The organism is Rhodococcus sp. NPDC078407 (genome assembly GCF_044542515.1).
In the GTDB taxonomy this organism is placed as follows: Bacteria; Actinomycetota; Actinomycetes; order Mycobacteriales; family Mycobacteriaceae; genus Rhodococcoides.
In genome coordinates, this window is record NZ_JBITUQ010000021.1 from 1 (window position 1) to 25,262 (window position 25,262).

At 63.8% G+C, this 25,262-nt stretch carries 25 protein-coding genes; 9 read left to right on the plus strand and 16 right to left on the minus strand.

Features of this window, described 5'->3' with window-relative positions; all coding sequences use genetic code 11:
• The first annotated feature begins 101 nt into the window (after positions 1-101).
• Positions 102-779, plus strand: coding sequence for a hypothetical protein (locus ACIGGF_RS19070; RefSeq protein ID WP_397522729.1), 678 nt, complete (start codon positions 102-104; stop codon positions 777-779).
• Positions 780-837: 58 nt separating this feature from the next.
• A complete protein-coding gene (gene fabG, locus ACIGGF_RS19075; RefSeq protein WP_397522730.1) occupies positions 838-1,596 on the plus strand; it encodes a 3-oxoacyl-ACP reductase FabG in 759 nt (252 codons plus the stop codon).
• An 81-nt stretch (positions 1,597-1,677) separates the two neighbouring features.
• On the opposite strand, the gene ACIGGF_RS19080 is transcribed toward fabG, so the two are convergent.
• The 5 genes from ACIGGF_RS19080 to ACIGGF_RS19100 all read right to left on the minus strand — a co-directional run bounded on the left by ACIGGF_RS19080 (position 1,678) and on the right by ACIGGF_RS19100 (position 6,428).
• On the minus strand, positions 1,678-2,571 hold the full coding sequence (locus ACIGGF_RS19080; RefSeq protein ID WP_397522731.1) for an SDR family oxidoreductase: 894 nt from the start codon (positions 2,569-2,571) through the stop codon (positions 1,678-1,680).
• A 146-nt stretch (positions 2,572-2,717) separates the two neighbouring features.
• On the minus strand, positions 2,718-3,512 hold the full coding sequence (locus ACIGGF_RS19085) for an SDR family NAD(P)-dependent oxidoreductase (RefSeq protein WP_397522732.1): 795 nt from the start codon (positions 3,510-3,512) through the stop codon (positions 2,718-2,720).
• Positions 3,513-3,626: 114 nt separating this feature from the next.
• Entirely contained in the window at positions 3,627-4,475 is an 849-nt protein-coding gene (locus ACIGGF_RS19090; RefSeq protein WP_397522809.1) for a 3-hydroxybutyryl-CoA dehydrogenase, read from the minus strand.
• A gap of 5 nt (positions 4,476-4,480) precedes the next feature.
• Positions 4,481-5,638: an acyl-CoA dehydrogenase gene (locus ACIGGF_RS19095; RefSeq protein ID WP_397522733.1), complete on the minus strand. Its 1,158-nt coding sequence runs from the start codon at positions 5,636-5,638 to the stop codon at positions 4,481-4,483.
• Between the two features lie 139 nt (positions 5,639-5,777).
• Positions 5,778-6,428: a TetR family transcriptional regulator gene (locus ACIGGF_RS19100; RefSeq protein WP_397522734.1), complete on the minus strand. Its 651-nt coding sequence runs from the start codon at positions 6,426-6,428 to the stop codon at positions 5,778-5,780.
• A gap of 90 nt (positions 6,429-6,518) precedes the next feature.
• On the opposite strand from ACIGGF_RS19100, the gene ACIGGF_RS19105 reads away from it, so the two are divergent.
• Complete coding sequence (locus ACIGGF_RS19105) at positions 6,519-7,931, plus strand: xylulokinase (protein WP_397522735.1); 1,413 nt, start codon at positions 6,519-6,521, stop codon at positions 7,929-7,931.
• Between the two features lie 41 nt (positions 7,932-7,972).
• Here the strand turns inward: ACIGGF_RS19105 and ACIGGF_RS19110 are convergent, their stop codons facing one another.
• The 7 genes from ACIGGF_RS19110 to ACIGGF_RS19140 are packed head-to-tail and all read right to left on the minus strand — an operon-like array spanning position 7,973 to position 15,343.
• Complete coding sequence (locus ACIGGF_RS19110) at positions 7,973-9,046, minus strand: SDR family oxidoreductase (protein ID WP_397522736.1); 1,074 nt, start codon at positions 9,044-9,046, stop codon at positions 7,973-7,975.
• 46 nt (positions 9,047-9,092) lie between these two features.
• The gene (locus tag ACIGGF_RS19115; RefSeq protein WP_397522810.1) at positions 9,093-9,818 is read right to left on the minus strand and encodes a TSUP family transporter; all 726 of its coding nucleotides are present in this window, start codon (positions 9,816-9,818) and stop codon (positions 9,093-9,095) included.
• Positions 9,819-9,829: 11 nt separating this feature from the next.
• Positions 9,830-10,825: an ABC transporter ATP-binding protein gene (locus ACIGGF_RS19120; protein ID WP_397522737.1), complete on the minus strand. Its 996-nt coding sequence runs from the start codon at positions 10,823-10,825 to the stop codon at positions 9,830-9,832.
• On the minus strand, positions 10,818-11,843 hold the full coding sequence (locus ACIGGF_RS19125) for an ABC transporter ATP-binding protein (RefSeq protein ID WP_397522738.1): 1,026 nt from the start codon (positions 11,841-11,843) through the stop codon (positions 10,818-10,820). Before ACIGGF_RS19125 ends, ACIGGF_RS19120 begins: the two co-directional genes overlap by 8 nt.
• On the minus strand, positions 11,840-12,826 hold the full coding sequence (locus tag ACIGGF_RS19130; RefSeq protein WP_397522739.1) for an ABC transporter permease subunit: 987 nt from the start codon (positions 12,824-12,826) through the stop codon (positions 11,840-11,842). Before ACIGGF_RS19130 ends, ACIGGF_RS19125 begins: the two co-directional genes overlap by 4 nt.
• 8 nt (positions 12,827-12,834) lie before the next feature.
• Positions 12,835-13,764 carry an ABC transporter permease gene (locus ACIGGF_RS19135; RefSeq protein WP_397522740.1) on the minus strand — a complete coding sequence of 310 codons (930 nt, stop codon included), beginning with the start codon at positions 13,762-13,764 and terminating at the stop codon, positions 12,835-12,837.
• Position 13,765: 1 nt separating this feature from the next.
• Positions 13,766-15,343 carry an ABC transporter substrate-binding protein gene (locus tag ACIGGF_RS19140; RefSeq protein WP_397522741.1) on the minus strand — a complete coding sequence of 526 codons (1,578 nt, stop codon included), beginning with the start codon at positions 15,341-15,343 and terminating at the stop codon, positions 13,766-13,768.
• Positions 15,344-15,681: 338 nt separating this feature from the next.
• Here ACIGGF_RS19140 and ACIGGF_RS19145 point away from each other — a divergent pair, with 338 nt between their 5' ends.
• From ACIGGF_RS19145 to ACIGGF_RS19160, 4 genes are all read left to right on the plus strand, one after another.
• Positions 15,682-16,677, plus strand: a complete 996-nt coding sequence (locus ACIGGF_RS19145) for a 2-hydroxyacid dehydrogenase (RefSeq protein ID WP_397522811.1) — start codon at positions 15,682-15,684, stop codon at positions 16,675-16,677.
• Entirely contained in the window at positions 16,674-17,069 is a 396-nt protein-coding gene (locus tag ACIGGF_RS19150) for a universal stress protein (RefSeq protein ID WP_397522742.1), read from the plus strand. The genes ACIGGF_RS19145 and ACIGGF_RS19150 overlap by 4 nt, the downstream gene beginning before the upstream one ends.
• A gap of 292 nt (positions 17,070-17,361) precedes the next feature.
• The gene (locus ACIGGF_RS19155) at positions 17,362-17,700 is read left to right on the plus strand and encodes a hypothetical protein (protein WP_397522743.1); all 339 of its coding nucleotides are present in this window, start codon (positions 17,362-17,364) and stop codon (positions 17,698-17,700) included.
• The gene (locus ACIGGF_RS19160) at positions 17,697-17,861 is read left to right on the plus strand and encodes a hypothetical protein (RefSeq protein WP_243595268.1); all 165 of its coding nucleotides are present in this window, start codon (positions 17,697-17,699) and stop codon (positions 17,859-17,861) included. The genes ACIGGF_RS19155 and ACIGGF_RS19160 overlap by 4 nt, the downstream gene beginning before the upstream one ends.
• A 58-nt stretch (positions 17,862-17,919) precedes the next feature.
• Here the strand turns inward: ACIGGF_RS19160 and ACIGGF_RS19165 are convergent, their stop codons facing one another.
• The gene (locus ACIGGF_RS19165) at positions 17,920-18,813 is read right to left on the minus strand and encodes a LysR substrate-binding domain-containing protein (protein ID WP_397522744.1); all 894 of its coding nucleotides are present in this window, start codon (positions 18,811-18,813) and stop codon (positions 17,920-17,922) included.
• A 48-nt stretch (positions 18,814-18,861) separates the two neighbouring features.
• On the minus strand, positions 18,862-19,929 hold the full coding sequence (locus ACIGGF_RS19170) for an acyltransferase family protein (RefSeq protein WP_397522745.1): 1,068 nt from the start codon (positions 19,927-19,929) through the stop codon (positions 18,862-18,864).
• Positions 19,930-20,078: 149 nt separating this feature from the next.
• Between ACIGGF_RS19170 and ACIGGF_RS19175 the strand changes: the two genes are divergently transcribed.
• Positions 20,079-21,569, plus strand: coding sequence for a SulP family inorganic anion transporter (locus ACIGGF_RS19175; RefSeq protein ID WP_397522746.1), 1,491 nt, complete (start codon positions 20,079-20,081; stop codon positions 21,567-21,569).
• An 8-nt stretch (positions 21,570-21,577) separates the two neighbouring features.
• On the opposite strand, the gene ACIGGF_RS19180 is transcribed toward ACIGGF_RS19175, so the two are convergent.
• Positions 21,578-22,759: a glycosyltransferase family 87 protein gene (locus ACIGGF_RS19180; protein ID WP_397522812.1), complete on the minus strand. Its 1,182-nt coding sequence runs from the start codon at positions 22,757-22,759 to the stop codon at positions 21,578-21,580.
• A gap of 301 nt (positions 22,760-23,060) precedes the next feature.
• Between ACIGGF_RS19180 and ACIGGF_RS19185 the strand changes: the two genes are divergently transcribed.
• The gene (locus tag ACIGGF_RS19185) at positions 23,061-23,465 is read left to right on the plus strand and encodes a MerR family transcriptional regulator (RefSeq protein WP_397522747.1); all 405 of its coding nucleotides are present in this window, start codon (positions 23,061-23,063) and stop codon (positions 23,463-23,465) included.
• A gap of 12 nt (positions 23,466-23,477) precedes the next feature.
• Here ACIGGF_RS19185 and ACIGGF_RS19190 read toward each other — a convergent pair whose 3' ends face one another.
• The gene (locus ACIGGF_RS19190) at positions 23,478-25,187 is read right to left on the minus strand and encodes a ribonuclease J (RefSeq protein ID WP_397522748.1); all 1,710 of its coding nucleotides are present in this window, start codon (positions 25,185-25,187) and stop codon (positions 23,478-23,480) included.
• Positions 25,188-25,262: the final 75 nt, after the last annotated feature.

Below are 25,262 nucleotides of genomic sequence, written 5' to 3' on the forward strand. Positions count from 1 at the left end.
CGTTTCACAACACGAAGCGACCACACCATCACGGGCGTCACGAGAAGCATCCTCCTCGGCTGCAGCTCCGCGTGCCGCTAACTTAACGGCATTGCGATGTGGTGGGAATCGGATCTATCCTCGAGTTCTATTTCTACTGCGGCGGCGAATCTGCTCAGGTGTGGGGAACCGGCTTTCGCGACGCCGCAGCAATACCAGACTGGATGCGGGTCAAGATCGATGGACTCGGCAAGATCCGCGCTGTGCGTGGGCCGGCAACAGCTAAAGCGCTCGGCGACATGTCAAATGTACCGTTCGGCGATCCCGGCGTACTCGCCCATGCCCTACCTCGCCACCCTCAGCGCCGCCGTGCGAAGGTATTCCTTCCACACTTCCGGACCTGGATGTCGAAGGCAGGCCGAGCCGAGCTCCGTGCCGCGGACCGGGCAGGGTTCTCCATCGTGGCACCCAATACGGCCCCGATGAGCATTATCGGGGCGATCGAAGCCGCGGACCTCGTAGTGACGTCTTGTCTGCACGGACTTATCGTCGGACATTCAGTGGGCACTGCTACACAATTGGTGGACATTCCTTCGAGCGGTAACGACGAACCGACATTCAAGTACAACGATTACCTCGACACAGTCGGGCTGTCGCTCGACCGGCTTTCAGCGCGCGACGCGTTCTACACCCATACACCGAGTCAGCTCATCGACAAACTGGGACCGTTGGTAGCGCCCGCCCAAGACGCATGCAGCCGTATGGGTGACGGACTCGTCGCTGCTGTGCGTGGGCTGTGACGCGGGCCTGGTAGAAACAGGTGACCGTTCGTAAAGGCCGATTACGTAGGAGAAGTTCGTGAGTGATCAGATCAAGACCGCCATCGTCACCGGTAGTGCCCGTGGAATCGGCGCTGCGGTAGCGCAGCGACTGGCCAAAGATGGTTTCGGAGTAGCTGTGGTGGACCTTGACGAGGCCGCCTGCAGTGACACCGTCGGCGCGATCCAGGCCGCGGGTGGGCAGGCAGTGGCCATCGGCGCAAACGTGGCGGATGAAGAGTCGGTGCAGACTGCCGTCGATCGCATCGCAAGCGAGTTCGGTGCGCCGACCGTGCTGATCAACAACGCCGGCATCACCCGCGACAACCTGCTGTTCAAGATGACGGTGCAGGACTGGGATTCCGTTCTGGGCGTACACCTGCGTGGATCGTTCCTGATGACCCGCGCGGTCCAGAAGCACATGATCGACGCCAAGTGGGGCCGCATCGTCAACCTGTCGAGCACGTCCGCCCTCGGTAACCGCGGCCAGGCCAACTACTCCGCGGCGAAGGCCGGTATGCAGGGATTCACCAAGACCCTCGCCATCGAACTCGGCAAGTTCGGCGTCACTGCCAACGCCATCGCTCCCGGTTTCATCGAGACCGAAATGACGGCGGCTACCGCAGAACGTGTCGGCATGCCGTTCGAGGAGTTCAAAGCTGCTGCGGCGTCGCAGATTCCGGTCAATCGCGTCGGGCATCCCGATGACATCGCGCACCTCGCGTCGTTCTTCGTCAGCGAGGGTGCGGGCTTCATCTCGGGTCAGGTCGTCTACGCCGCTGGTGGACCGAAGGACTGACGTCTTTCGAACGTGTGAATGGACCATTCACCAGCCCGGACGGGGGTGAATGGTCCATTCACGCAGAAGAGGGGATGCGGACTACGGCGTCGGCATCCCACCGTTGACGTTCAGTGTGTCGCCGGTGACGTAACCCGATTCGGCAGACGACAGATAGACGTAAGCGCCGGCAATTTCGGCGGGCTGCCCAGCGCGGCCGAGCGGTGTTTCCTGGCCGAATTCCGGCAGTGCCGAGCTCGGCTGGCCACCGGCGGCCTGCAGGGGCGTCCAGAATGGTCCCGGCGCAACAACATTGACTCGAATTCCCTTGGGTGCCAACTGCTGCGCGAGGGCCTTGCTGATGGTGTTGATGGCCATCTTCGTGGTCGCGTAATCCACCAGGCCGGGCGACGGCGTGTACGCCTGGATCGAACTGGTGTTGACGATGGTGGAGCCGGCAGGCATGTGCGGCACCGCTTCCTGGATGATCCAAAACAGCGCGTACACATTGGTTTTGAATGTCTGGTCGAACTGTTCCGACGTCAGATCGGCCAGATCTTCGACGAACTGCTGCTTCCCGGCGACGTTGATCAGCAGATCGAGGCCACCGAGTTCGTCGACAGCGGTGCGCACGATGCCCCGCGCGGCCTGTTCGTCGGTGAGGTCCGCCGGTGCCAGGACCGCGGTACGACCGGCGTCCCGGATCAACTGCGCAACCTCCTGCGCGTCCTTCTCCTCCGACGGCAGGTAGTTGAGAACCACGTCGGCACCCTCGCGTGCGACGGCAATCGCTGCTGCACGGCCGATTCCGGAATCGGCACCGGTGATCAAGGCCTTACGGTCGGTGAGGCGTCCGGATCCACGGTATGTCTGCTCACCATGGTCGGCGAGCGGCTGAAGATCTGCAGCCGAACCGGGCGGATCCTGATGCTGCTCCGGGAAGCCGTCCTGACGGTACTGCGTGACGGGGTTGGTGAAGGTGTACTGATCACTCACGATGGATCGTCTCCGAATACGGTGAAATGCGTGTAGAACCTTTGCTTGATCCTGTGTGATTCTCGCATGCCCCGATCCGGTCGGCCACAAACTGTGGCGCGACCGGATGAGCCTTGCGATGCCGTGAAGTGCAAGGGGGCCGAGACTCAGGGCAGAATGGAGTCGACGTAGCCGCCGTCGACGCGTAGGGCACCCCCGGTGGTTGCGGAGGCCAGTTCCGAACTCAGGTAGACGATCATGTTGCCGATTTCCTTCGGCTCGATCAGGCGTCCGATCAGCGACTGTGGCCGGTGCTCCTTCATGAACTGCGCCTGCGCCTCGTCCCAGGGGAGTTCGTCGCCGACGAGTTCTGCGACGAACTTGTCGACACCCTCGGTATGGGTGGGTCCGACGATGACCGAGTTCACCGTGACTCCGGATCCCGCAGCAGCTTTCGCGAATCCACGGGTCACCGCCAGCAGCGCAGTCTTCGTCATTCCGTAGTGGATCATTTCCTCGGGGATGACGACCGCCGAATCGCTGCAGATGTTCTGAATGCGACCCCAACCGGATTCGGTCATGGCCGGCAGATACGTCCGGATCAGCCTGATGGCAGACAGCACGTTCACCTCGAAATAGCGTCGCCATTCGTCGTCGTCGATGTCGAGAGCGGGCTTGGCTCCGAAGATTCCGAGGTTGTTCACCAGAATGTCGACCACGGGGACCTTCTCGACCAGCGTCTCTACCCCTTCGGCCGTCGCGAGATCCGCAGCCACGACAATCACTCGCGCGCCGGGCACATCCTTCAGTAACTGTTCCTCGGCCGAATCGAGCGCCGACTCGCTGCGACCGTTGAGAACGACGCGTGCACCGGCGCGGGCCAACTCGGTGGCAATGGCCAGGCCGATGCCTTGGCTGGAGCCGGAGATCAGGGCCGTCCGGCCGTCGAGATCGATGTTCATGAAGCCTCCCTGTGTTTGTGGAACGGCTCCAGTGTGCGCTCCCCGGAAATGCCGATGGTCCATTCACCCTCCATGACGGGGGTGAATGGACCATTCACGCAGAAACGGGGGCTACTACGAGTACGTGTAGAAACCCTTACCCGTTTTGCGACCCAGCATTCCCGCGTCCACCATGCGCTGCAGCAGTGGCGGCGGGGCGTAGTGCGGCTCGCGGAACTCGGCGTAGAGCGACTCGGCGACCGCGAGGGTGACGTCGAGGCCGACGGTGTCGGTCAGACGCAACGGGCCCATGGGGTGCGCGCAACCGTTCACCATGCCGTCGTCGATGTCCTCTGCGCTGGCGAAGCCGGACTCGAGCATGCGGATGGCCGAGACCATGTACGGAATGAGCAGTGCGTTGACGATGAAACCGGCGCGATCTCCCGCGCGGATCGTCTTCTTGCCCAACGTGTTTCCGGCGTAGTCGGTCACCGCTGCAACGGTCTCTTCGCTGGTGACCAGGCTGACGACGATCTCCACCAACGGCAGTACCGGCACGGGGTTGAAGAAGTGCACGCCGACGACCTTGTCGGGTCGCTTCGTCGCGTTGGCCATCTTGATGACCGGGATCGACGAGGTGTTGGTCGCCAGGATTCCCTCGGGCTTGACGATGGAATCGAGCTTGCCGAACAGATCGAGCTTGAGTGATTCGATCTCCGGTGCTGCCTCCACCACGAGGTCGCGGTCTGCGAAGTCGTTGATGTCGAGCGTCAACGAGATTGCCGACCTGGCCTTCTCGGCCGCGTCGGCTTCGATGCGGCCGGACTTGACTGCGCGAGCGAAGGACTTGTCCAGGCGGGCTTCGGCTGCGTCGGCGGTGGCTTGGCTCGTTTCCAGGATCAGCACCGAACTGCCGGAGCGAGCGCACATCTCGGCGATGCCCGCTCCCATGGTGCCGCCGCCGATGACGCCTACGAGGCTGATGTTGCTCATTTGAGCAGCGCCCGCGACATGACCACACGCTGGATCTGGTTGGTGCCCTCGTAGATCTGGGTGATCTTGGCGTCGCGCATCATGCGCTCGACCGGGAAGTCGGTGGTGTAGCCGGCACCGCCGAAGAGCTGCACGGCGTCGGTGGTGACCTCCATGGCCACGTCCGAGGCGAAGCACTTCGCTGCCGCGGAGATGAAACCGAGGTTCTTCTCGCCGCGCTCGGCGCGAGCCGCGGAGCTGTAGACCATCAGTCGAGCGGCTTCGGTCTTCATCGCCATGTCGGCGAGCATGAACTGCACCGACTGGAAGCTCGAGATCGAGGTGCCGAACTGCTTGCGGTCCTTGGTGTACGCGATGGCTGCGTCGAGAGCACCCTGTGCGAGGCCGACTGCCTGTGCACCGATGGTGGGGCGCGTGTGGTCGAGGGTCTCGAGGGCGGTCTTGAAGCCGGTGCCGGGCTCGCCGATGATGCGATCGCCGGGGATCTTGCAGTTCTCGAAGTAGAGCTCGGCGGTGGGTGATCCCTTGATGCCGAGCTTCTTCTCCTTCGGGCCGACGACGAATCCCTCGTCGTCCTTGTGCACGATGAACGCGGAGATGCCGTTGGCACCCTTGTCGGGATCGGTCACGGCCATGACGGTGTACCAGTCGGACTTGCCGCCGTTGGTGATCCAGCACTTGGAGCCGTTGAGGATCCAGTCGTCACCGTCGGCCTTGGCGCGGGTGCGCATGCTCGCCGCATCGGAGCCCGCTTCGCGCTCGGACAGGGCGTACGACGCCATCGCGCCGCCGGCCAGTGACGGAAGGACCTGCTTCTTGAGTTCTTCGGAGCCCTTGAGGATCAAGCCCATCGTGCCGAGCTTGTTGACTGCGGGGATCAGCGACGAGGAGCCGCAGACGCGTGCAACCTCTTCGATGACGATGCAGGCTGCGACCGAATCGCCACCCTGGCCCTCGTACTCCTCGGGAACGTGGATTGCGTTGAAGCCCGAGGCGTTGAGTGCTGTGAGTGCTTCTTCGGGGAAGCGGGAGTCCTCGTCGACCTCTTTGGCGTACGGCGCGATCTCCTTCTCCGAAAGCGCCCGAATGGCCGCGCGCAGTTCGTCGTGCTCTTCGGGCGATTGGTACAGATCGAAGTCGGGGTTTCCGGCCATGTCGGCCACGCTCCTTGAATGTAGGGGTCGGCACTACCCGAATGGGCACTCAGTGCCAAGGCTGTCCCTATGCTACGTCCGCAGGGCTCCCGATTCAAGCACGGGTCCATGCTGGACGGCACTCAGTGCCAACTGCTGGTTACGTCAGTCGGTGGTGACCGGCCAATGCGTCGACGACCTTCGCGACGGACGTGCCCCGTGGGAACGACGCGACAACGATCTCGCCGAGGAATTGCTCGCGTACCTGCGACAACGCTGTCCGCAGATCGTCGACGGACGTAGGTAGTCCGTCACGAATCATTCGTCGAAGGAAGTAGTTGTGAGTGGCGGTCACCGACGCGGAGAACTGCAGGATCTCCAGATGAGGATGTTCGGGCAGTGCGCGCTGCAGGTACTCGACGAAGATGCGGTCGTAGCGAAACACGGTGACGATTTCACGATCACGTAGTGCCGGGATTCGGTGAACCACCTGATACCGCAGTCGTGACATCTCCTTCCAGTCCGAAAATCGCTCGTACACCAGCTGCACGGCATCGCAGACGGCCTGCCATGGATCACCGGTGGCGGAGGCCAGCAGGGCACCGACCTGCTCGATGAGAATTTCGTGATCGGCGAAGACGACGTCTTCCTTCGCGCGGAACTGACGAAAGAACGTGCGACGCGAGATTCCGGCCGCAAGCGCGATGTCGTCCACCGTCGTCGAGTCGTAGCCCCTGACCGAGAACAGATCCAGGGCCGCGGTAGCCACCGTCAGCCTGAAGTCGGTGGATTCCTCGGGTTCTGCGCGCATGTCAGTGAAGGTAGCTCGAGTCCGGCCGGTCATGGGTCTCGCGCGGGTAGGGTCGTAGGTCACACTTGCGTACGAAAGGACCAGTTCATCGTGGCTCTCGTTGCCGGAATCGACTCCTCCACCCAATCGTGCAAGGTCTTCGTGCGCGACGCCGATTCCGGAGATCTGGTCCGTCAGGGCCGGGCCGGTCATCCCGACGGCACCGAGATCGACCCGCAGCGGTGGAAAGACGCGCTCGACGACGCGATCGCCGATGCCGGCGGGCTCGACGACGTGGACGCGGTGTCGGTCGGTGCGCAGCAGCACGGCATGGTCTGCCTCGACGAGTCGGGATCCGTGGTTCGCAAAGCGTTGCTGTGGAACGACACTCGGTCGGCGCAGGCGGCGCAGAATCTGGTCGCCGAGTTGGGTGAGCAGGCGGGCTCGGACGGAGGCCAGGCCTGGGCCGACGCAGTCGGAGTGGTTCCGCTGGCCTCGATCACCGTCGCCAAATTGCGGTGGCTGGCCGACAGCGAGCCCGACAACGCCGATCGCACTGCAGCAGTGTGTCTTCCGCACGATTGGCTGAGTTGGCAGCTCGGCGGGGCATCGGGGTTGGACGCCCTGGCCACCGATCGCGGTGACGCCAGTGGCACCGGGTACTTCTCCGCAGCCTCGAACGCGTATCGAACAGACCTGTTGCAGTTGGGCTTTCGCGGGCGGAACCCGCTGTTACCCCGAGTGGCCGCACCGAACGAAACCATCGGCCACACCGCCGCTGGGGCACTGATCGGCCCGGGCACAGGGGACAATGCCGCCGCCGCCCTCGCTCTCGATGCTCAGCCCGGTGACGTGGTGGTCTCGATCGGCACGTCCGGCGTCGTATCGGCGGTGACCACGGCCTTGGCGGCCGACGGTTCGGGCCTGGTAGCCGGATTCGCCGACGCCACCGGACGCCAACTGCCGCTGGTGTGCACCCTCAATGCCGCTCGGGTGCTCGATGCGACGGCGCGGATGCTGGGTGTCGATCACGACGAGTTGTCGCGATTGGCTCTGTCGACGACGAGCGACGGCCTGGTGATGGTGCCGTACTTCGAGGGCGAGCGCACGCCCAACCTCCCCGATGCCTCCGGTGCCGTTCACGGTCTGAGACTGAACAATTCGACGCCCGGGCACCTCGCGCGGGCTGCCGTCGAAGGGCTGCTGTGCGGCCTGGCCGACGGAATCGACTACCTACGCGCACAGGGCGTGGAGGTGCGGCGGGTGCTGCTCATCGGCGGCGGCGCGAAGTCCGACGCGCTCCGGGCTCTGGCCCCGGCGATTCTGGGAGCCCCGGTGATCGTGCCCGAGCCGGGTGAGTACGTGGCCGACGGTGCGGCGCGGCAGGCGGCGTGGACGTTGGCTGGTACCAGCGAGCCGCCGACGTGGGCGCAGGCCGCATCGCAGACGTACGAGGCGGACCCCACGCCGGCGGTGCGAGAGCGCTACGCCGGGTATGCGGCGGAGCCGCAGTGGCGTGGTTGAGTGCCGCAGAGGGCACATAACCGCACCACTGCCGCAGGCACTCAGGGAATCAGGCGCGCATCTCGGTAGCGCTGGATCACCGAGGCGATGGCATCCGGGGTGGATCGGAAGCCGAGGAACCCGGCCTTCTTCGACTTGTTCATGTCGGTCAGGCATTCCATGTCGCGGCCGAGGTCACCGTCGGTGTGCCACCACGATGCCAGGCGTGAGACGTCGCTTTCGACCAAATTGTGCTTCTCGGCGATGCGCTTCCAGGCGGCTGCCGCGTCGGACATGCGGGGTTCGAGGGGACGCGGTTCGGTGTCGAAACCCTCCGGCTCGACGCCGAAGTGCGCGGCGAACTGCGGCCACAGCCAGCGCCAGCGGAAGACGTCTCCGTTGGCGATGTTGAATGCCTCGTTGTGCGCGTTGTCCTCGGTTGCCGCCCACACCATCTGCTCGGCGAGCAGGTCCGCGTCGGTGAGGTCCGTCAGTCCGTTCCACTGCGTCTCGGAGCCGGGGAAGACGAACTTCTCGCCGAGTTCCTTGCAGATCGACGCGTAGACGGACAACGTCAGCATCATGTTCATCGCGTTGCCGACGGCGAACCCGGAAATGGTGTGCGCGCGGTGCACGCTCCAGCCGAACCCGAACTTGTCGGCTCCGGCGAACAGTTCGTCTTCCTGCGCGTAGTAGAAGTTCGGGGTGTCGAGCCGGTCCTCGGTCTCGTGGAAGGGCGTCTCCGCCATCACCGACTCGCCGTAGGCATCGAACGGTCCGAGGTAGTGCTTGAGGCCGGTCATCAGCGCGACGTGTTTCACCGACTCGAGTGGTCCGAGGACATCGAGCACGTTGCGTAGCGTCGCCGAGTTGACGTCGATGTTCTCCTGTTCGGAGTCCTTCTTCATCCACGCGGTGAAGAACACGAGTTCGGGGCGAACGTCGTTCAGCGCATCCTGCAAGGACTTCGGATCGAGCAGGTCGGCCGCAACCGGCACGACGCCGTCGACGGGAGTACTGCCGCTGCGGCTCAGGCCGTAGGTGGTCCAGCCTGCGTCGAGCGCGGCGTGGCACAGGGCCTGCCCGGAAATGCCGGTGGCACCGACGATCAACGCGCGAGTGGTGTTCGTAGTCATCGTGCCGGCGTACCCGGTGCGGCAGATACGACACGTGACACCGCCCTCATGTCAGGGCAAGTACTTGTTGCCCGACGAGAACGAGTGCGCCGACAGCGGAGACGGTGATCGCGATGATGCGCAGGCGTCGACGATCGAGAAGTCGATTGACCACCCGGGAGAGCAGAAAACCGAGAATCGTCGCCGGGGCCAGAAACAGGAACAGTGTGGCCGTATGGGCGTCCACAGCACCAGCCACCGCCAGTACCGCCAGCGAGATGAGTGAGCCGACGAGAAAGAAGCAGCTCATGGTGCTGCGGAGTTCGGCTCCGGTGTTGCGTTGCCACACCAGGGCCATCGGCGGTCCGCCGATGGAGGTTGCCGTCCCGAGAATTCCCGACGCGGCCCCGGCCACCACCAGATTTCGTCTGTGCGGCAACGGGACCCAGCCGAAGGACGTCAGTGCGACGCCGCCCAACACCACCAGCGCGAGCAGTATGGCCAGGCCGCGCTCGGGCAGTAGGACCAGCAGAAGTGCACCCACCGCCGAACCGGGAAGGCGACCCGCGAGTGCCCACCCCGCTCCCGAAAGATCGAGGGCAGTGCGATCCCGAATCAGAACGAGCACGCTGACGACTACCGCGAGCATGATCAGCGTCGCGGGGATGAGGCCGGGGTCGACGATGGCCACGATCGGCGCTGCGAGCATGCCCATGCCGAATCCGATCGACGCCTGCATCGCCGACGCGAAGAAGATGGCAACTGCGACGACTACGAAGCCGGCGACGCTCAGGTGTGTCGCCATCACGTCCCGGCAGCAACGAGGTCGAGAGTGCCTGCGGCGAGGGGGTAGTGACATTCGGCGATGTGATCGGCCTCGTCGGCGTCGAGCGCCACCGGTGGCGCCTCACTGGCGCACAGCTCGGTCGCCTTCCAGCAACGGGTGCGGAATCGGCATCCCGACGGCGGATTCAGCGGCGACGGTACCTCGCCCTTCAGCAGGATCTTCGTCCCGCGGTTCGACGCGTCGAGTGTGGGTGCGGCCGACATCAACGCTGCGGTGTACGGGTGGACCGGTCGGTCGAATACTGCCTCGGTAGCACCGGATTCGACGATGCGGCCGAGGTACATCACTGCGACGCGGTCGGCGACGTGTCGGACCACCGACAGATCGTGGGAGATGAACACGTAGGAGATGCCGAGTTCCTTCTGCAGGTCGTTGAGCAGGTTGAGCACCTGCGCCTGGACCGAGAGGTCGAGTGCCGATACCGGTTCGTCGCAGATGATGACGTCGGGGTTGAGCGCCAGGGCCCGGGCGATGCCGAGGCGCTGGCGTTGACCGCCGGAGAATTCCTGTGGGAATCGATTTTCGTCGCTCGGTCGCAGTCCCACCAGATGCAGAAGTTCGCGAACTCGTGCTGAGCGATCGCGTCGGGTCTTGTAGAGGCCCTTGTGGGTTCGCCATGGTTCGCCGATGATGTCACCTGCCGTCATGCGCGAGTTCAGTGAACCGTACGGGTCTTGGAACACCATCTGTACTCGCCGACGCCACGCGAGGAGCTCCTTGCCGCGCAGGGCGAACGGATCGGTTCCGTCGAAGGCGACAGTGCCCGAGTCTGGTCGCTCGAGCATCATCAGCGTGCGCGCGAGAGTGGATTTACCGCAACCGGATTCACCCACGAGCCCGAGGGTCTCGCCGCGCCGCAGGTCCAGGTCGATGGCGTCGAGGGCGCGGAGCTTGCCGCGGCCGACGTCGAAGGTCTTGTTCAGTCCGCGCACGGTCAGCAGTTGCTCAGACATGGCTGGTTACCTCGTTCGGGAAGTGGCAGGCCGACATCCGGCCGGTACCGACGGATTCGAGTGGTGGTCGCGTGCTGATGCAGATCTCCGTGGCGAGAGGGCAGCGGGCCTGATAGACGCATCCGTCGGGAATGGAATGCAGGTCCGGCGGGGTACCGCCGATCGACTTCAGATCCTCGCCGCGGACGGCGTGGACGGGTACCGAATCCAGCAAGCCCTTCGTGTACGGGTGGCGAGGTTCGCCGAACACCTCGGACACCGGCCCGGTTTCGACGATGTTGCCCGCGTACATGATTGCCACTCGGTCGGCCTCCTCGGCCACCAGGGCGAGGTCGTGGGTGATGAGGACGACGGCCATGTCGTGTTCGGTGCGCAGTTCCTTCAGCAGTGCCATGATCTGCGCTTGCACGGTGACGTCGAGGGCGGTGGTGGGTTCGTCGGCCAGCAGCACCGACGGACTCAGGGCCACGGCCATTGCGATCAGCAGACGCTGGCGCATGCCGCCGGAGAATTGGTGCGGGTACGAGTCGGCTCGCGATTCCGGCTCCGGGATGCCCACGCGGGCCATCAGTGCGATCGCTTCCGTGCGGGCTTGTTTCGCCGACATGCCGCGTTGGATCCGAAACGGCTCGGCCAGTTGAGTTCCCACGGTGTAGACGGGATTGAGTGCCGTCAACGCATCCTGGAAGACGATGGCCAGTTCGGTGGCCGCGATGGTGCGTCGCACCTTGGTCTTGGCGGTCACCAGGTCGACGTCACCTATCTCCACCGAGCCGCCGGTGATGTCGGCGATCGGCTCGAGCAATCCTACGATGGCCTGCGCCGTCATCGACTTGCCACAGCCCGACTCGCCCAGCAGAGCGAGGGTTTCGCCGCGGCGGGCGGTGAAGGTGACGTGGTCGACGGCGCGAATGATGCCCGACGGCGTCCGCAGATCGACGGTCAGTCCGCGTACGTCCAGGGCGACGCTGTCGGTGTCGGTTCGCATCGAACGTGCGCTGGTTGCCGGTGCGCTCATGAGACGACCTTTCGTGCGGGGATCAGGCGAGACCGCTTGGAGCGGGGGACATTGAGCCGCCATCGCTGTGCTGGGTCGGTGGCGATGCGGGCCCACGCGGCGAGAACGGTGGCCGAGACGGTCGTCAACACGATGGCCAGGCCGGGGAAGAAGGAGAGCCACCAGGCGGTCTGCAGGTAGGTCCTGCCCTGCGACACCATCAGGCCCCACGAGACGTCCGGGGGCTGAATACCGATGCCGAGGAAGCTCAGTGACGATTCGGCGAGGATGACGAAGCAGAAGTCGAGGGTGGCGACGGTGAGCAGGGTCGGCAGCAGAATCGGAGCGACATGGCGTCTGATCACCGAGCCGCTCTTCGCGCCGAAAGTACGAGCGGCATCGACGAACAACCGGCTCTGTAGCTCGGCGGACTCGGCGCGGGCGGTACGCAGGTAGATCGGGATACGCGTGACCGTCAGGACCAGAACGATGTTCGCGGCACTGGGCGAGAAGACGTAGAGCACCACGACGGCCATCAGCAGAGACGGGAAGCTGAGGATGACGTCGGCGACGCGCATCGCCGCGGTCTCGCGCCAGCCGCGATGGAAACCGGCCCACATCCCGATGAACGAGCCGATGATCGCCGAGAGGATGACGGCCGGAATGGCTACCGAGAGTGTGGTTCTGCTGGCGACGATCAGCCGGGCCAACATGCTGCGACCCAGTGGATCTGTGCCGAGGATGTTCATCGCGCCGGTGTCGAGGGTGAACGGCGGCAGGTTGGAGCGGTCGAGGTCCTGATCGGTGGCGGCGTCACCCACCAGCATGGGGCCGAAGATCGCTGTGAGGAAGACCAGCACCAGGATAGCGGCGGCTACGGTGGCAACCCTGTCTCGCAGGAGCAGCTTCCACAGCGGGGCCGACGCCTTACGGGCTTCCACCGGAGTAGTAGGTGGAACATCCTCGGGCTCGGATGTTTTCGGTGCTTCGAAGTCGAGTGACATGTTCTTACCTAGACCTTCACCTTGTCGCGAACCCGGGCGTCGAGCAGTGCATAGCAGGCATCGATGACGATGTTGAGCACGAAGATGCTCACTGCCGTCAACAGCACGGCCGCCTGCAGAACAGCGAAGTCGCGCTGCAGGATGGCGTCGATCATCAGTTTTCCGATACCGGGCCAGCCGAAGATGGCCTCGACGACCACCGCGCCGTTGACGAGGCCGACCATCAGGTCGCCTGCAACGGTCAGCGCCGGTGCCGCGGCGTTGCGCAGAGCGTGGTGGGTGACGACTCGAAGATCGCCTGCCCCTTTGCTTCTCGCGAGTCGAACGTACGGTGCGGACAGTGCCGAGACCATCGCACCTCGCACCACCTGTGTCAGTACTCCGAGCGGACGAATGAGCAGAGTCGCGATCGGCAGCACCCAGGAGAGCATTCCGCTGTCCACACCCGAGGTGGGCAGCCAACCGAAGACGATGGCGAAGACGTAGACGCCCATGATGGCGAACCAGAAGTCCGGGATGGATGCCGCCGTCATCGACAACAGGCTCGAGATGCGATCGGCAAGGGAGTTCGGTCGGTACGCGGCCCAGCAGCCGATGATCACGGCACCGAGGATGGCGAGGAACATCGTCGCAAAGGCGAGCTGCAGCGTTGCGGGGAAGGCGCGCAATGCCATCGCCGACGCGTCCTCACCGGTACGGAGCGACTGCCCGAAGTCGAGGTGTACGACGCCCCTGAAGTAATCCATCAGCTGCGTCAGCACCGGCTGATCGAAGCCGTTGGTTGCGCGGAAAGCCTCGCGCTGCGCCTGGGTGGCAGACTCGGGCAGGTACAGGCTGGTGGGATCGCCGGTGAGCCGAGCGAGAAAGAACACGCCCAGCAGTACGACGAACAGTGGAATCAGGCTCGTGTAGATCCGTCGGCGCAGGAATCTGAACATGTCAGGGCCTCTCGGTATCGGCGCGCGTCATCGCGGCGAGGTGCATTTCGTCGACCGTGGCCGAGTTCGGCGTGTAGTCGACCGAGGCGGCTTTGGCGAGCACCCCGTTCATGTGCGCGATGTAGGCCATCTGCATGATGTCTTTCGGTTCGTCCGCGAACACCTGGGCGTACGCAGCCTGCCTGTCTTCACCGGTGAGGGCACCGGCCGCGGCGATCTGCTTGTCGAAGTCCGCTGTGCCGTAGGCACTCTGGAATCCGTCACTGGTGAAGTACTGATCGACCGTGAAGGCCGAGTCGCCGGCCTGGTTGCCGTGCTGAATCACCAGTAGATACGGCCCGACGTCGGGGAACGGGCGTTCCTGGTATTCGGCGGTACCTGCGGCGTCCATCATTTCGATCTTCACGTTCATGCCGATCTTGGACAGCGAGTTCTGGATGACCTCCACTGTCTCGTTGATCTTGGGGAACTGTCCGGTGCGTCCGATCAGGCGGATCTCGGTATCCACCGGTACTCCGTCTGCTCGTGCCTCGTCGATCAGCGTGCGCGCCTGGTCCATGTCGTAGGGCCACGGCGTCAAGTTTTCGTTGTAGCCGACGACACCTTTGGAAATCAGTTGTGCTGCAGGCGAACCGAGTCGCCTGAAGAGGGCCTTGACGATGCCGTCGCGATTGATCGCGTAGTTGATCGCTTGCCGAACCCGCATGTCGTCCAGTGGTGGCTGGGCGGCCTGGATACGCAGCGCCGTCGTTTCGTTGTTGGGGTAGGCGACCCCGAGGTCGCCCGCACCGTCCTCCGGGCCGACCGACGTGGCGATCTCAGCCTCGCCGTTGGTCACCATCGAGGCTCGAACGCTGCCCTCGCTGCGCCACTGATATTCGGCCCTGGCGTACTCGGGCGTTGGGCCCCAATAGGTTTCGTTCCGTACCAGGGAGAGCTTTTGGCCGTAGTCCCACCGCTCGATCGCGAACGGTCCCGTTCCGATGGGCTCCCGTACCCGCTCGGTGTAGCTTGCGGTGCGCGGGACCATCTCCACGAACGAGAGGCGCAGCGGCAGAATGGGATCGGGTTCCGGCGACTGTACTGTCAGCGTCATCGGGTCGACTGCCGTGACCACCAGGTTCGCGTCGCCGAAAACATACCCCTCGACGTTGCATCCGAGTTCCGAATTGACCGTGCGGTCGATGGAGAACGCGGCGTCCTCGGCCTCGAAGGGGCTCCCGTCGCTGAACGTCACGCCGGGGTGGATGGCGAACGTCCACTCGGTGTCGGAGGTCTGCTCCCAGGAGTCGGCCAGCTTCGGTTCGAGATCGCCGGTGCTGGGGTTGCGCTCCATGAGCGGCTCGGTGATGTTCGATCGAGTGACGATTCCGACCGACGTCAACGACACGTCGCAGGCTTCCAGAGTGGGCGGCTCCTGTGGAAGGACGATGCGAAGAGTGTCTGCGCGAGCGGCTCCGCCGTTGTTGGAGTTGGCGACGGTGCAGCCGCTGGCGATCAGTGAAAGTGACAGTGCGCCAACAGCAATTGCAGCGACGCGGTGGGTCCGTCCCTGCTGCACGAAGAGTGCAGGGCTCATGGTGGCCTCCAGTGGAAAAAGGATCCGCGTCTGCGAGTTGCAGCCGAATCTGTGACGGTAGACACACGGTATGAGCGGGCTGTCTCCACCGTCAACCGGACGAAATGCCCTTTCCGGCCAGTTTTGTGGGTCACAAAGCCAGTTTTGATGAGGCCTGAATCGCATCTGTAGGGGGCTGACCAGGCCGGATGTAGGGAACACTGGACAAGCCTGCATCGGCCATGTGTCGTTCATGCCGTTTGGGTATCGGTCCATGTTATTTCCGTGTTGGACAGGTATTCGAGAAGCGGCATACCGTACAGGAAATGCGCACGTTCCACCATCTCGCGAGGAGAACAATGGTCACCGTCAGCTCGCAGAGTTCCTCTGTGTCTCAACTGGATTCGCAACAGGGCGGTCGAGTGCTCCGAGTCGGACCGCTCAAGCCGTCGCTGATGGACACGTTGGTCACCGAGTACAACGCGCTGGAACTGCCCGAAGGCGACGAGCGCGAGGCCTTCCTCTCCGAGCACGGCGAGTCGGTCACCGCGGTTGTCACTTCCGGTCGCACCGGCGTCGATGCTGCGCTGATGGCGCGCTTGCCGCAGCTCGGTGCCGTCGTGAACTTCGGCGTCGGCTACGACACCACCGATGTCGACGCGGCAGCAGACCGCGGCATCGCCGTGAGCAACACCCCCGACGTGTTGACCGACTGTGTGGCGGACCTCGCTGTCGGTCTAGTGATCGACACCGTGCGTGGGCTCTCGTCCGCCGAGCGTTTTGTGCGCGCCGGCCGCTGGCCTGCCGAGGGCAACACGCCACTGACGCGCCAGGTCACCGGTAAACGCGTCGGAATCATCGGGCTCGGCCGAATCGGATCGGCAATTGCCGATCGGCTCAACGGATTTCGCTGCGAAATCTCGTACCACAATCGCAACGAGATCGACGGCTCGCCCTACGTCTACGCCGCCAGTCCGACAGCGCTCGCCGAGAACGTCGACGTCCTTATCATCGCCGCGTCGGGCGGCTCGGGAACTGCGCATCTGGTCGACCGCGCCGTGCTCGAAGCGCTGGGACGGCAGGGGTATCTGATCAACGTGGCCCGCGGAAGCGTCGTCGACGAGGAGGCGCTGATCGAGTTGCTTGCCGCCGGGCAGTTGGCCGGTGCAGGCCTGGACGTGTTCGCGCACGAACCGAACGTGCCCGACGCCCTGGTTGCGATGGACAACGTGGTGCTGCTGCCGCACGTGGGCAGCGCAACGGTGGAGACGCGCGCCGCGATGGAAGCGCTCACGCTCGAGAACCTCGATCGCTTCCTGACCGACGGCACCCTCGTCACGCCGGTGACGCAGTGACCGTCGTCGTTGGCTACTCGCCGACTATCGAAGGAAAAGGCGCGCTGCCCTTCGCTTTTCGCGAGGCGCACATGCGTGGAACGGATCTGATCATCGTCGCCGAGGATAACAGCGCAGCCGCCGCCGAGTTCGGTGCCACCGTCGAATCCGCTCGCGACGAGGTAGCGGCGATCGGTGTGACGACCAAAGTCCACGACAACGAGGCCGGTCGCTCGCACGCCGACAATCTGATCGACCTGTCGTTCGACGAACAGACACAGCTGGTCGTCATCGGTATCCGCCGCCGATCGCCCGTGGGAAAGTTGTTCATGGGCAGCATCTCTCAGCGTGTTCTCCTCGAGGCGCACTGCCCGGTGACGGCCGTCAAGCCGCCGGTGGGGTCGCCGCGATAGTTCGGTCGGGCGGCCTGCGTTCGTGCATTCGGTAGTGAGGTTGGCGGCGGAGGATGCCGGTGAGCTGTTGACGTTTGCAGCGCGCTGCCTGGAAACGCATCGGCAGGAAGCTTCCGGTGGCTAAGCGCTGATTCATCTCTCCAGAAATCTCGCGTAGCGGTTTCGCGAATCTCAGTGGTGCTGGAACTGGATTGCGTGTCGGTGGGTCGGGCTACGGTCCTTCTTGCTCACGGGAGAGCGTGGTGGGTCACCCGCCACGCGTTGACCCTGCCGCAGGAAAGGAACCCGGTCAGTGCCAGCACAAGCCTGGATCACCCTCATCGTCGGTCTGCTCGCCGTCGTCGGCGTGGTGGGAACCGTCAGCCAGCGCACTCGGGCGGACAACCGTTCCCAATCCTGGCAACGCATCACCTGGTGCCTCGAGCGGACCGTCAGCGAAAATGATGACGAAGCCGCACTCGGATGGAAAGTATTCGGCACCGTCGCCACAACACCGTTCATCGCCAAGACCGACCGCCGCACACTACGGGTCATCGCCGATCACATCGTGACCGAATCTGACGACGTCCTGGCAGAAAGCGGCTGCAGCAGCGACAATGGAACCGAAACAGACACGGAGGACCCGCGATGACCACCACAGAGAACCGCCCCGCACGCCGCGGCCGGTCGATGAAGGTCCGCTCTGCCGCCGCGCAAGCCTCGATCGCGCTCCGCGAGTACGACAAGGACCCAGTACCGCAGTGGCTGCGTGACATCGCAGCAGGCAAGGACGTGTCCATACCGAAAGAGTGACCCCCAGGCAACGCCGGAAGATTCGCGTCGCAGCTGCCGGACCTCGATCAGCGTCGCGTCACGACCACTCCCGCGTCGGCAGCACGTCGGTCATGAAGCGGTGCAGTGCCGGGTTGTCGTTGTCCACGCGCCAGGCGGCGTCGAGCTCGACGGGGCGTTCCTTCACGGTCCGAACCGGCCGGAACACAACACCTTCCGGCCGCATCGTCGACACCGACTCCGGTACCAATGCCAATCCGATGCCGGAGCGAACGAGCACCAGCATCGTGTGGACTTGGGTCACGTACTGCACGTAGCGCGGGGTGACTCCGACGATGGTGAAAGTACTGATCAGTAGCTCGTGGAAGTACCGGGCATCGACGGGTGAGTACATGATGATCGGCTGGTCGTCGAAGTCCTCCACCGACAGCTCGTCCTTCTCGGCAAGAGGGTGATCGTGAGGCATGGCTGCGATCAGGGACTCGTGCAGCACTGGCCGCGACGCGATGCCCGGTCGCTTGAGTGGCGGCCTGGCCAACCCGAGATCCAGATCGCCGACGGCCAACGATTCCATTTGCACCGCCGAGACCATCTCGCGCAGCACAATTTTCACGTCCGGAAGCTTCTCGCGTGCGGCGTCCAGCAACTGTGGCAGCACTGCGTGCGCCGATGCGCCAGTGAATCCGACGACCACGGTCCCCAGGTCTCCGGTGGGGACGCGTCGCACCGTCAGCAATGCGCCCTCGGCGAGATCGAGGATGCGTCGGGCTTCGGGAAGGAAAGCCAATCCCGCGGCCGTCAGGGTCACCGACCGGCTCGTGCGGTCGATCAGCTGCACGCCGACTTCGCTCTCGAGCTGTTGAATCTGCCTGCTCAGCGGCGGCTGCGTCATGTGCAGCCGTTCGGCGGCACGGCCGAAGTGCAGCTCCTCGGCGACGGCGATGAAGCATGACAATCTGTTGAGCGAAAACATCGATTCATTCCTTGCATCGCGCGGCGTGCTCGGCCGTACCTTTGCACATCAAACTAGCGCACGAGGAGCCCGCCACGGACGAGGAAGCCGGAACAAACAGGTCCGGTTCTGCACGGATGAGCCGATCACTACCGACAGGGCGAGGACAACGGCCGTGACGAGGAGTGGAGCGACCCAGAATTGCTTCAACTCCATGCCCGACGCCATGCCGGCGGTGACGATGGTGCCGAGGACGATCTCGTGCAGGAGATAGACGGGCAGACTCAGTGAACCGAGACGGCGAAGGGGTACAGAAAGACGCCAACGCTGACTTCGAGCGCACACGACGATTCCGGTCACGACGCCGACCACGCTGATCGCCGTTTCCACGACCGACGACCGTGCCGGCCAGGGCGAGAGTGGGGCGAGGTAGTACATCGAGACGAATCCGACCGGCCACAACACAGCCGACCAGGTGCTGGTCGCCTTGGCTACGCCGAGCGCCAGAGCCCTGAAGTGCATCCCGATGAGGAAGAAGATCAGAAACGAGACGATCTTGACCCAGGTCCAACTGACATCCGCGACGAGCGAGGGGCCGGCGACGGACGTGATTCCTGCAAAGAGCACCTGTAGGCGCGGATCCACGCGTCTCGTCAGACGCGCCACGCACACGTAGACGACCAGGGCGTAAAGGAACCACAGACCACTTGCAGGGTCGAACAGGCCGGTCAACAGATTCACCGCACTGGACGCTTCGTTCGTCCCGCTGATCTGTGGAAACCACGAGAACAGCGCGAAGCGGAGCAGCATCCACAGCACGTAGAGGTACAGCAGGGTTGCAATCCGCTTGCGCCAGAGGCATTTCCAAGAGAGGTCGAGATCTTTGGCAGCGAACAACCCGGCGACCAGGAAGAACAGTGGCATTCGGACGGGTTCGAGGACGGCGTTGACCCCGAACCACCAGGTCTCGGCTTGTTGTCTGGTCACCATGAAGTTCACGGTGTGGAGTACTACGACGAGGGCGATGCACACGCCTTTTGCCACGTCCACCCACTCGACCCGCTTGGACGAGTGGCGTTCGGCGCTCGGTGTATCGGAACCGTCGGGGGAGCGACCGACCGAGATCTCGTAGCTCACGTCGGAGCTGCGCAGCCGTGCCGATTGGCAACCTTCCCTCCAGTGAGAGTAGGTTTGCTCGGCGGAGTGGGTGCAGGTGCGATCCCAGTCGGCCGCACTTCCTCGAGTTTCGAATGTGAATGGAGTTCGTCGTGTCGCACGCTGACCAGATGCCTGCCACCGCCGTGGAGGACACCTCGGTACTGGGCGCGCTGCGCTCTCCGAAGCGACTGAAGACTGAAATTCTCGCAGGCCTTGTGGTGGCGCTCGCATTGATTCCCGAGGCCATCTCGTTCTCGATCATCGCCGGGGTGGATCCGCGCGTCGGACTGTTCGCGTCGTTCACGATGGCGGTGACCATCTCGATCGTCGGTGGTCGGCCCGCGATGATCTCCGCCGCCACCGGAGCAATTGCGCTGGTCGTCGCTCCGCTCGCGCGCGAGTACGGTCTCGACTACCTTATTGCAGCAGTGATTCTCGGCGGCATTCTGCAGGTTGCGCTCAGCGTTTTGGGCGTCGCCAAACTGATGCGATTCATTCCGCGCAGCGTCATGATCGGATTCGTCAACGCTCTGGCGATCCTCATCTTCACCTCGCAACTGCCGTACCTGATGGGCGTGCCGTGGCTGGTGTATCCGATGGTTGCCGTCGGACTGGTGATCATGTTCTTCTTGCCCAAGCTCACCTCGATCGTGCCGGCACCGCTCATTGCCATCGTTCTGCTCACGGCGGCCACCATCGTGTTCGCACTGGGCGTTCCCGATGTCGGGGACGAGGGCGAATTGCCGTCCTCGCTGCCGGCGTTCCTGATCCCGGACGTCCCCTTCACCTTCGAGACGCTCTCGATCATCGCTCCGTTCGCGCTGGCCATCGCGCTCGTCGGATTGCTCGAGTCGCTGATGACGGCCAAGCTCGTCGACGACATCACCGATTCGCACTCGAACAAGACACGCGAGGGCTGGGGCCAGGGGGTGGCCAATCTGGTCACCGGGTTCACCGGCGGTATGGGCGGCTGCGCGATGATCGGTCAGACGATGATCAACGTCAAGGTCTCGGGCGCGCGCACACGAATCTCGACATTCCTTGCCGGCGTATTTCTGCTGATCCTGGTGGTAGGTCTCGGCGACATCGTCGCGCTCATTCCGATGGCCGCGTTGGTCGCAGTGATGATCATGGTGTCGGTCGGCACCCTCGACTGGCACAGCATCAATCCGAAGACGTTGCGCCGCATGCCCAAGAGCGAAACCCTGGTGATGGTCGCAACCGTTGCGGTCACCGTGATCACCCACAACCTCGCCTACGGTGTCGTCGTCGGAGTGATCACGGCGATGGTGCTGTTCGCTCGCAGAGTCGCACACCTGACCGAGGTGGTCGACGTGGCACATCCTGACGAGGACACCCGCGTGTACGCGGTGAAGGGTGAGCTGTTCTTCGCGTCGAGCAACGATCTGGTCTATCAGTTCGACTACGTCGGAGACCCGAAGAACGTGGTGATAGACATGTCCGAGTCGCACATCTGGGACGCGTCGACCGTGGCGACTCTCGATGCGATCACCACGAAGTACGCGGCGAAAGGCAAAACCGCGACGATCGTCGGGTTGAACGCTCCGTCGACCGAGCGTCGTGATCGGTTGAGCGGCAACCTGGGTGCCGATCACTGATCGGCACCTCACGCTGTGGATCCTGCCGGAATCCTTTGCGGAGCGGCGTCGAACACAATGTTTCGAGAACGTGCTTGCAGAACCGCTGCAACGAGTAGCGCGATAGCGGTGAAGCACTGTGCGTTCCCTACTGCCTGCCGCCAGACGAACTCGAATGTTCCTGTGCCGGAGTTGATGCCGGACAGTACGGAGTGAGGTCCGGCAGCGAACACGGCAATCGATGCCACGAGCATGGGTCGCCAGGTACGGTATTGCGGGGCAATCGCGAGTGGAATGAGTAGGACGCTGTAGACCCAGTGATGTGACACTGCGAACGGGGCTGCGAGCAATGACGCCAAGGCCACGATGGCCAACGCAACCATGTTCTCGCCCGTTCGTACGAACTGTCGGGCCGACCACGCCGCAGCCGCAACCACGATCACCGCGAACACGGCCCACAATGCGTCCTTGAGCATGCCCTCTGCACCGAGACGGGCCAACACTCCGGTGAAAGCTTGGTTGCGCTCGAATCCGTGGCCGCCGCCACGCTCGGTGGCGAAGAACTCGGTGAGCCAGAAGTACACAGATGCGCCCGGCAGCAACCAGAATCCCACCGCAGCAATGACTCCGACCGCCGCAGCCGCGCGGGCAATCGATGCGAAATCTCGACGCACCAGCAGGAGCAGCCCGAACGCGGCCGGCGTGATCTTGATGGACGCGGCGAGTGCAATGCCGACTCCGCGAAGGCGACGCGGAATCGCGCCGGTGCAATCCGCAACGACGAGTGCCATGAGGATGACGTTGATCTGGCCGAATCCGAAGTTCGACCGCACCGGCTCGAGCAGAAGAGCAACGCCGAGCGCAGCGGATCCCGCGAGAGCGGGTCGAGCGATGCCCAGCTTTCGAAGCACCGATGTCAGAACCCACCAGACCAGCGCAATGTTCACAGCAGTCCAGACCATCTGAAGGGGAACGCTTGCGAGCAGTGCCAAGGGCGCGAACAACACTGCGGCGATGGGTGCGTAGATGAAGCGCAACCCGGATCGTGTGGGGAAGTCCTCGGAGTACAGCGGCGTTCGGTTCAGATATGCGGCCCCGGCGTCCTGAAACACCGCAAGGTCGATCTGATGAACGGTTACTGCTCGCACGAGAAGGACCGCGACGATTGCGATCGTGAGGGTGGTACCCGCGGCGACAGCGACGATGGTCATCGGTCGACGCCTGCCGGCGTCGTAATCCGGCGATGACTTCGGTGAACTTGCCCAGGGCACGCAGCCTTCTCCTTGCTCTGTGTCCATCGAGGATGGTGGCGATCGGCCCGAGGTACGGCGTCGCCGAATCGTCAATAAGACTCTAACGTAACAGTAGATTTGGCCTCGTGCCCATTCGCGGTGGTCGAGGGGTGTGTGGAGGACGCGACTAGAGTGGAGCAGCCATGGCGGGCGGCAGATCTGCCACGGGCTCCAGCGAGACTGGGGAATCGGGCACGACGGGGGCGAGGAAAGGCGGCACATGACCGACGGCGACATGCACATGCAGATCGGGCAGGTGGCTCAACGAACCGAGCTGTCGATCCGCACCGTTCGTCACTACGACGATGTGGGGCTGGTCACGCCCTCTGCTCGGACCGTCGGCGGTTTCAGGCTCTACACCGAGTCCGACGTCGAACGCCTGCTCGTCATTCGGCGGATGAAACCACTCGACTTCACGCTGGCCGAGATGAAGCAGCTACTGGAGTCTTTGGACATTTTGGCCGACGAGAACGCGACCGACGACTCCCGGTCGTCGGCCGCGGCTTTCGTACGCGAATGCCACACCAAGGCCGAGGAGAGCTGCCGCACCTTGCGTCGCCAGCTCGCCTATGCCGAGGAGCTGACCGATCTGTTGTCGGCGCGGGGTGCGGCTGCTCAGATCTAGGGCAACCGAGACCTATCCGTCGACGACCACCGGGACGATGAGGGGCTGACGGCCCAGGGTCTGCTTGGCCCAGCGGGCCGATTCCTGCACGATGCGCTTCTCGATGTTCTCGCGAGAAGCAACCTTGACGTCGCTCTCGCGGGTGAGGGTCTTGCCGATCGCCTTGGCCAACGAGTCGAAAGCGTTGGCCTCGTGCGCGAATCCGCGTCCGATGAAGTCGACGTCGTCGACCAACAGGCCGGTATCGGGGTCCACGATCGCGATGACGGTCAGCACGCCCTCGTTCGCAAGCAGGCGACGTTCGGCCAGCGAATCCTCCGTCACGCCGCCGACAGCACTGCCGTCGACGTAGACGAGTTCGATGGGGACCGAGCCGGTGATCTGCGCGACGCCGTCGAAAAGGTCGATGACGCTTCCGTTCTCGGCGATCAGGACTCGATCACGAGGGACGCCGGTCCTGATGGCCAGATCGGCGTTGGCGCGCAGGTGTCGCGACTCACCGTGTACCGGAAGCACATTGGCGGGTTCGAGGATGTTGTAGCAGTAGACCAGTTCGCCTGCGCTGGCGTGGCCGGAGACGTGCACCTTCGCATTTCCCTTGTGCACCACGCGTGCACCCTTGTCGACGAGACCATTGATGACACGGTAGATCGCATTCTCGTTACCGGGGATCAGGCTGCTGGCCATCAGCACGGTATCGCCGTCGCCCACTTTGATCTGGTGTTCGCCCGACGCCATGCGTGACAGTGCGGCCAGTGGCTCGCCCTGCGACCCCGTGCAGATCAGCGTGATCTTGTTGGCCGGAAGACGATTGAGCTTCGGCAGGTCCACCACGAGTCCGTCGGGTACGTCGAGGTAGTTCAGGTCTGTCGCAATCGTCATGTTGCGCACCATCGACCGACCGACGAACGCCACTTTGCGTCCCTGCGCATGCGCGGCGTCGAGTACCTGTTGGATGCGGTGTACGTGGCTGGCAAAGCTCGACACGATCACGCGTCCCGTTGTTTCACGGAACACCTTCTCGATGGCCGGGACCAGATCACGCTCGGAGACCATGAACCCGGGAACCTCAGCGTTGGTCGAGTCGACGAGCAGTAGGTCGAGCCCTTCCTCGCCGAGGCGAGCGAAGCTACGGAGGTCGGTGATCCGACCATCGAGCGGAAACTGGTCCATCTTGAAGTCGCCGGTGTGCAATACCAGGCCTGCGTCGGTGCGAATGGCAATGGCCAGACCGTCGGGAATCGAGTGGTTGACGGCAATGAACTCGAGCTCGAACGGGCCTTCCTGACGCGTCTGCCCCGCTTCGACCTCGATCAACTTCGTGGAGACCTTGAACTCCTCGAACTTTGCTGCCAGGAAATGCAGCGTCAGCCGCGACGAGATGACGGGAATGTCGCCACGTTCGCGGAGCAGGTACGGGACGCCGCCGATGTGGTCCTCGTGTCCGTGCGTCAGGACGATCGCGACGACGTCGTCGAGGCGATCTCGGATGCAACTCCAGTCGGGGAGGATGACGTCGACGCCGGGCTGGTGCTCCTCGGGGAACAGCACGCCGCAGTCGACGATGAGCAGCTTTCCGTCGAACTCGAAGACGGTCATGTTGCGGCCGATCTCGCCGAGACCGCCGGTCGCGATCACGCGAAGGTGCCCTGCCGACAGCGCTGAGGAGGATCGCTTTCGGGGTGCGGCGGGGGATCTGCGGTTGCGTGGTGATCTCGACATGCTGCTTACGCTACGGGGGGCCTCCGACCTGGTGTCGACCCCGGTCCGAACACTGTTGATTTGCTTCAACTCTAC

Excerpts from the sequence above, each read along its gene's own strand:
- ACIGGF_RS19085 (WP_397522732.1), bottom strand. The coding sequence starts at position 3,512 with ATGAACATCGATCTCGACGGCCGGACGGCCCTGATCTCCGGCTCCAGC.
- ACIGGF_RS19095 (WP_397522733.1), bottom strand. The coding sequence starts at position 5,638 with ATGGCCGGAAACCCCGACTTCGATCTGTACCAATCGCCCGAAGAGCAC.
- ACIGGF_RS19100 (WP_397522734.1), bottom strand. The coding sequence starts at position 6,428 with ATGCGCGCAGAACCCGAGGAATCCACCGACTTCAGGCTGACGGTGGCT.
- ACIGGF_RS19110 (WP_397522736.1), bottom strand. The coding sequence starts at position 9,046 with ATGACTACGAACACCACTCGCGCGTTGATCGTCGGTGCCACCGGCATT.
- ACIGGF_RS19120 (WP_397522737.1), bottom strand. The coding sequence starts at position 10,825 with ATGTCTGAGCAACTGCTGACCGTGCGCGGACTGAACAAGACCTTCGAC.
- ACIGGF_RS19125 (WP_397522738.1), bottom strand. The coding sequence starts at position 11,843 with ATGAGCGCACCGGCAACCAGCGCACGTTCGATGCGAACCGACACCGAC.
- ACIGGF_RS19130 (WP_397522739.1), bottom strand. The coding sequence starts at position 12,826 with ATGTCACTCGACTTCGAAGCACCGAAAACATCCGAGCCCGAGGATGTT.
- ACIGGF_RS19135 (WP_397522740.1), bottom strand. The coding sequence starts at position 13,764 with ATGTTCAGATTCCTGCGCCGACGGATCTACACGAGCCTGATTCCACTG.
- ACIGGF_RS19140 (WP_397522741.1), bottom strand. The coding sequence starts at position 15,343 with ATGAGCCCTGCACTCTTCGTGCAGCAGGGACGGACCCACCGCGTCGCT.
- ACIGGF_RS19145 (WP_397522811.1), top strand. The coding sequence starts at position 15,682 with ATGGTCACCGTCAGCTCGCAGAGTTCCTCTGTGTCTCAACTGGATTCG.
- ACIGGF_RS19160 (WP_243595268.1), top strand. The coding sequence starts at position 17,697 with ATGACCACCACAGAGAACCGCCCCGCACGCCGCGGCCGGTCGATGAAG.
- ACIGGF_RS19165 (WP_397522744.1), bottom strand. The coding sequence starts at position 18,813 with ATGTTTTCGCTCAACAGATTGTCATGCTTCATCGCCGTCGCCGAGGAG.
- ACIGGF_RS19175 (WP_397522746.1), top strand. The coding sequence starts at position 20,079 with ATGCCTGCCACCGCCGTGGAGGACACCTCGGTACTGGGCGCGCTGCGC.
- ACIGGF_RS19180 (WP_397522812.1), bottom strand. The coding sequence starts at position 22,759 with ATGACCATCGTCGCTGTCGCCGCGGGTACCACCCTCACGATCGCAATC.
- ACIGGF_RS19185 (WP_397522747.1), top strand. The coding sequence starts at position 23,061 with ATGACCGACGGCGACATGCACATGCAGATCGGGCAGGTGGCTCAACGA.
- ACIGGF_RS19190 (WP_397522748.1), bottom strand. The coding sequence starts at position 25,187 with ATGTCGAGATCACCACGCAACCGCAGATCCCCCGCCGCACCCCGAAAG.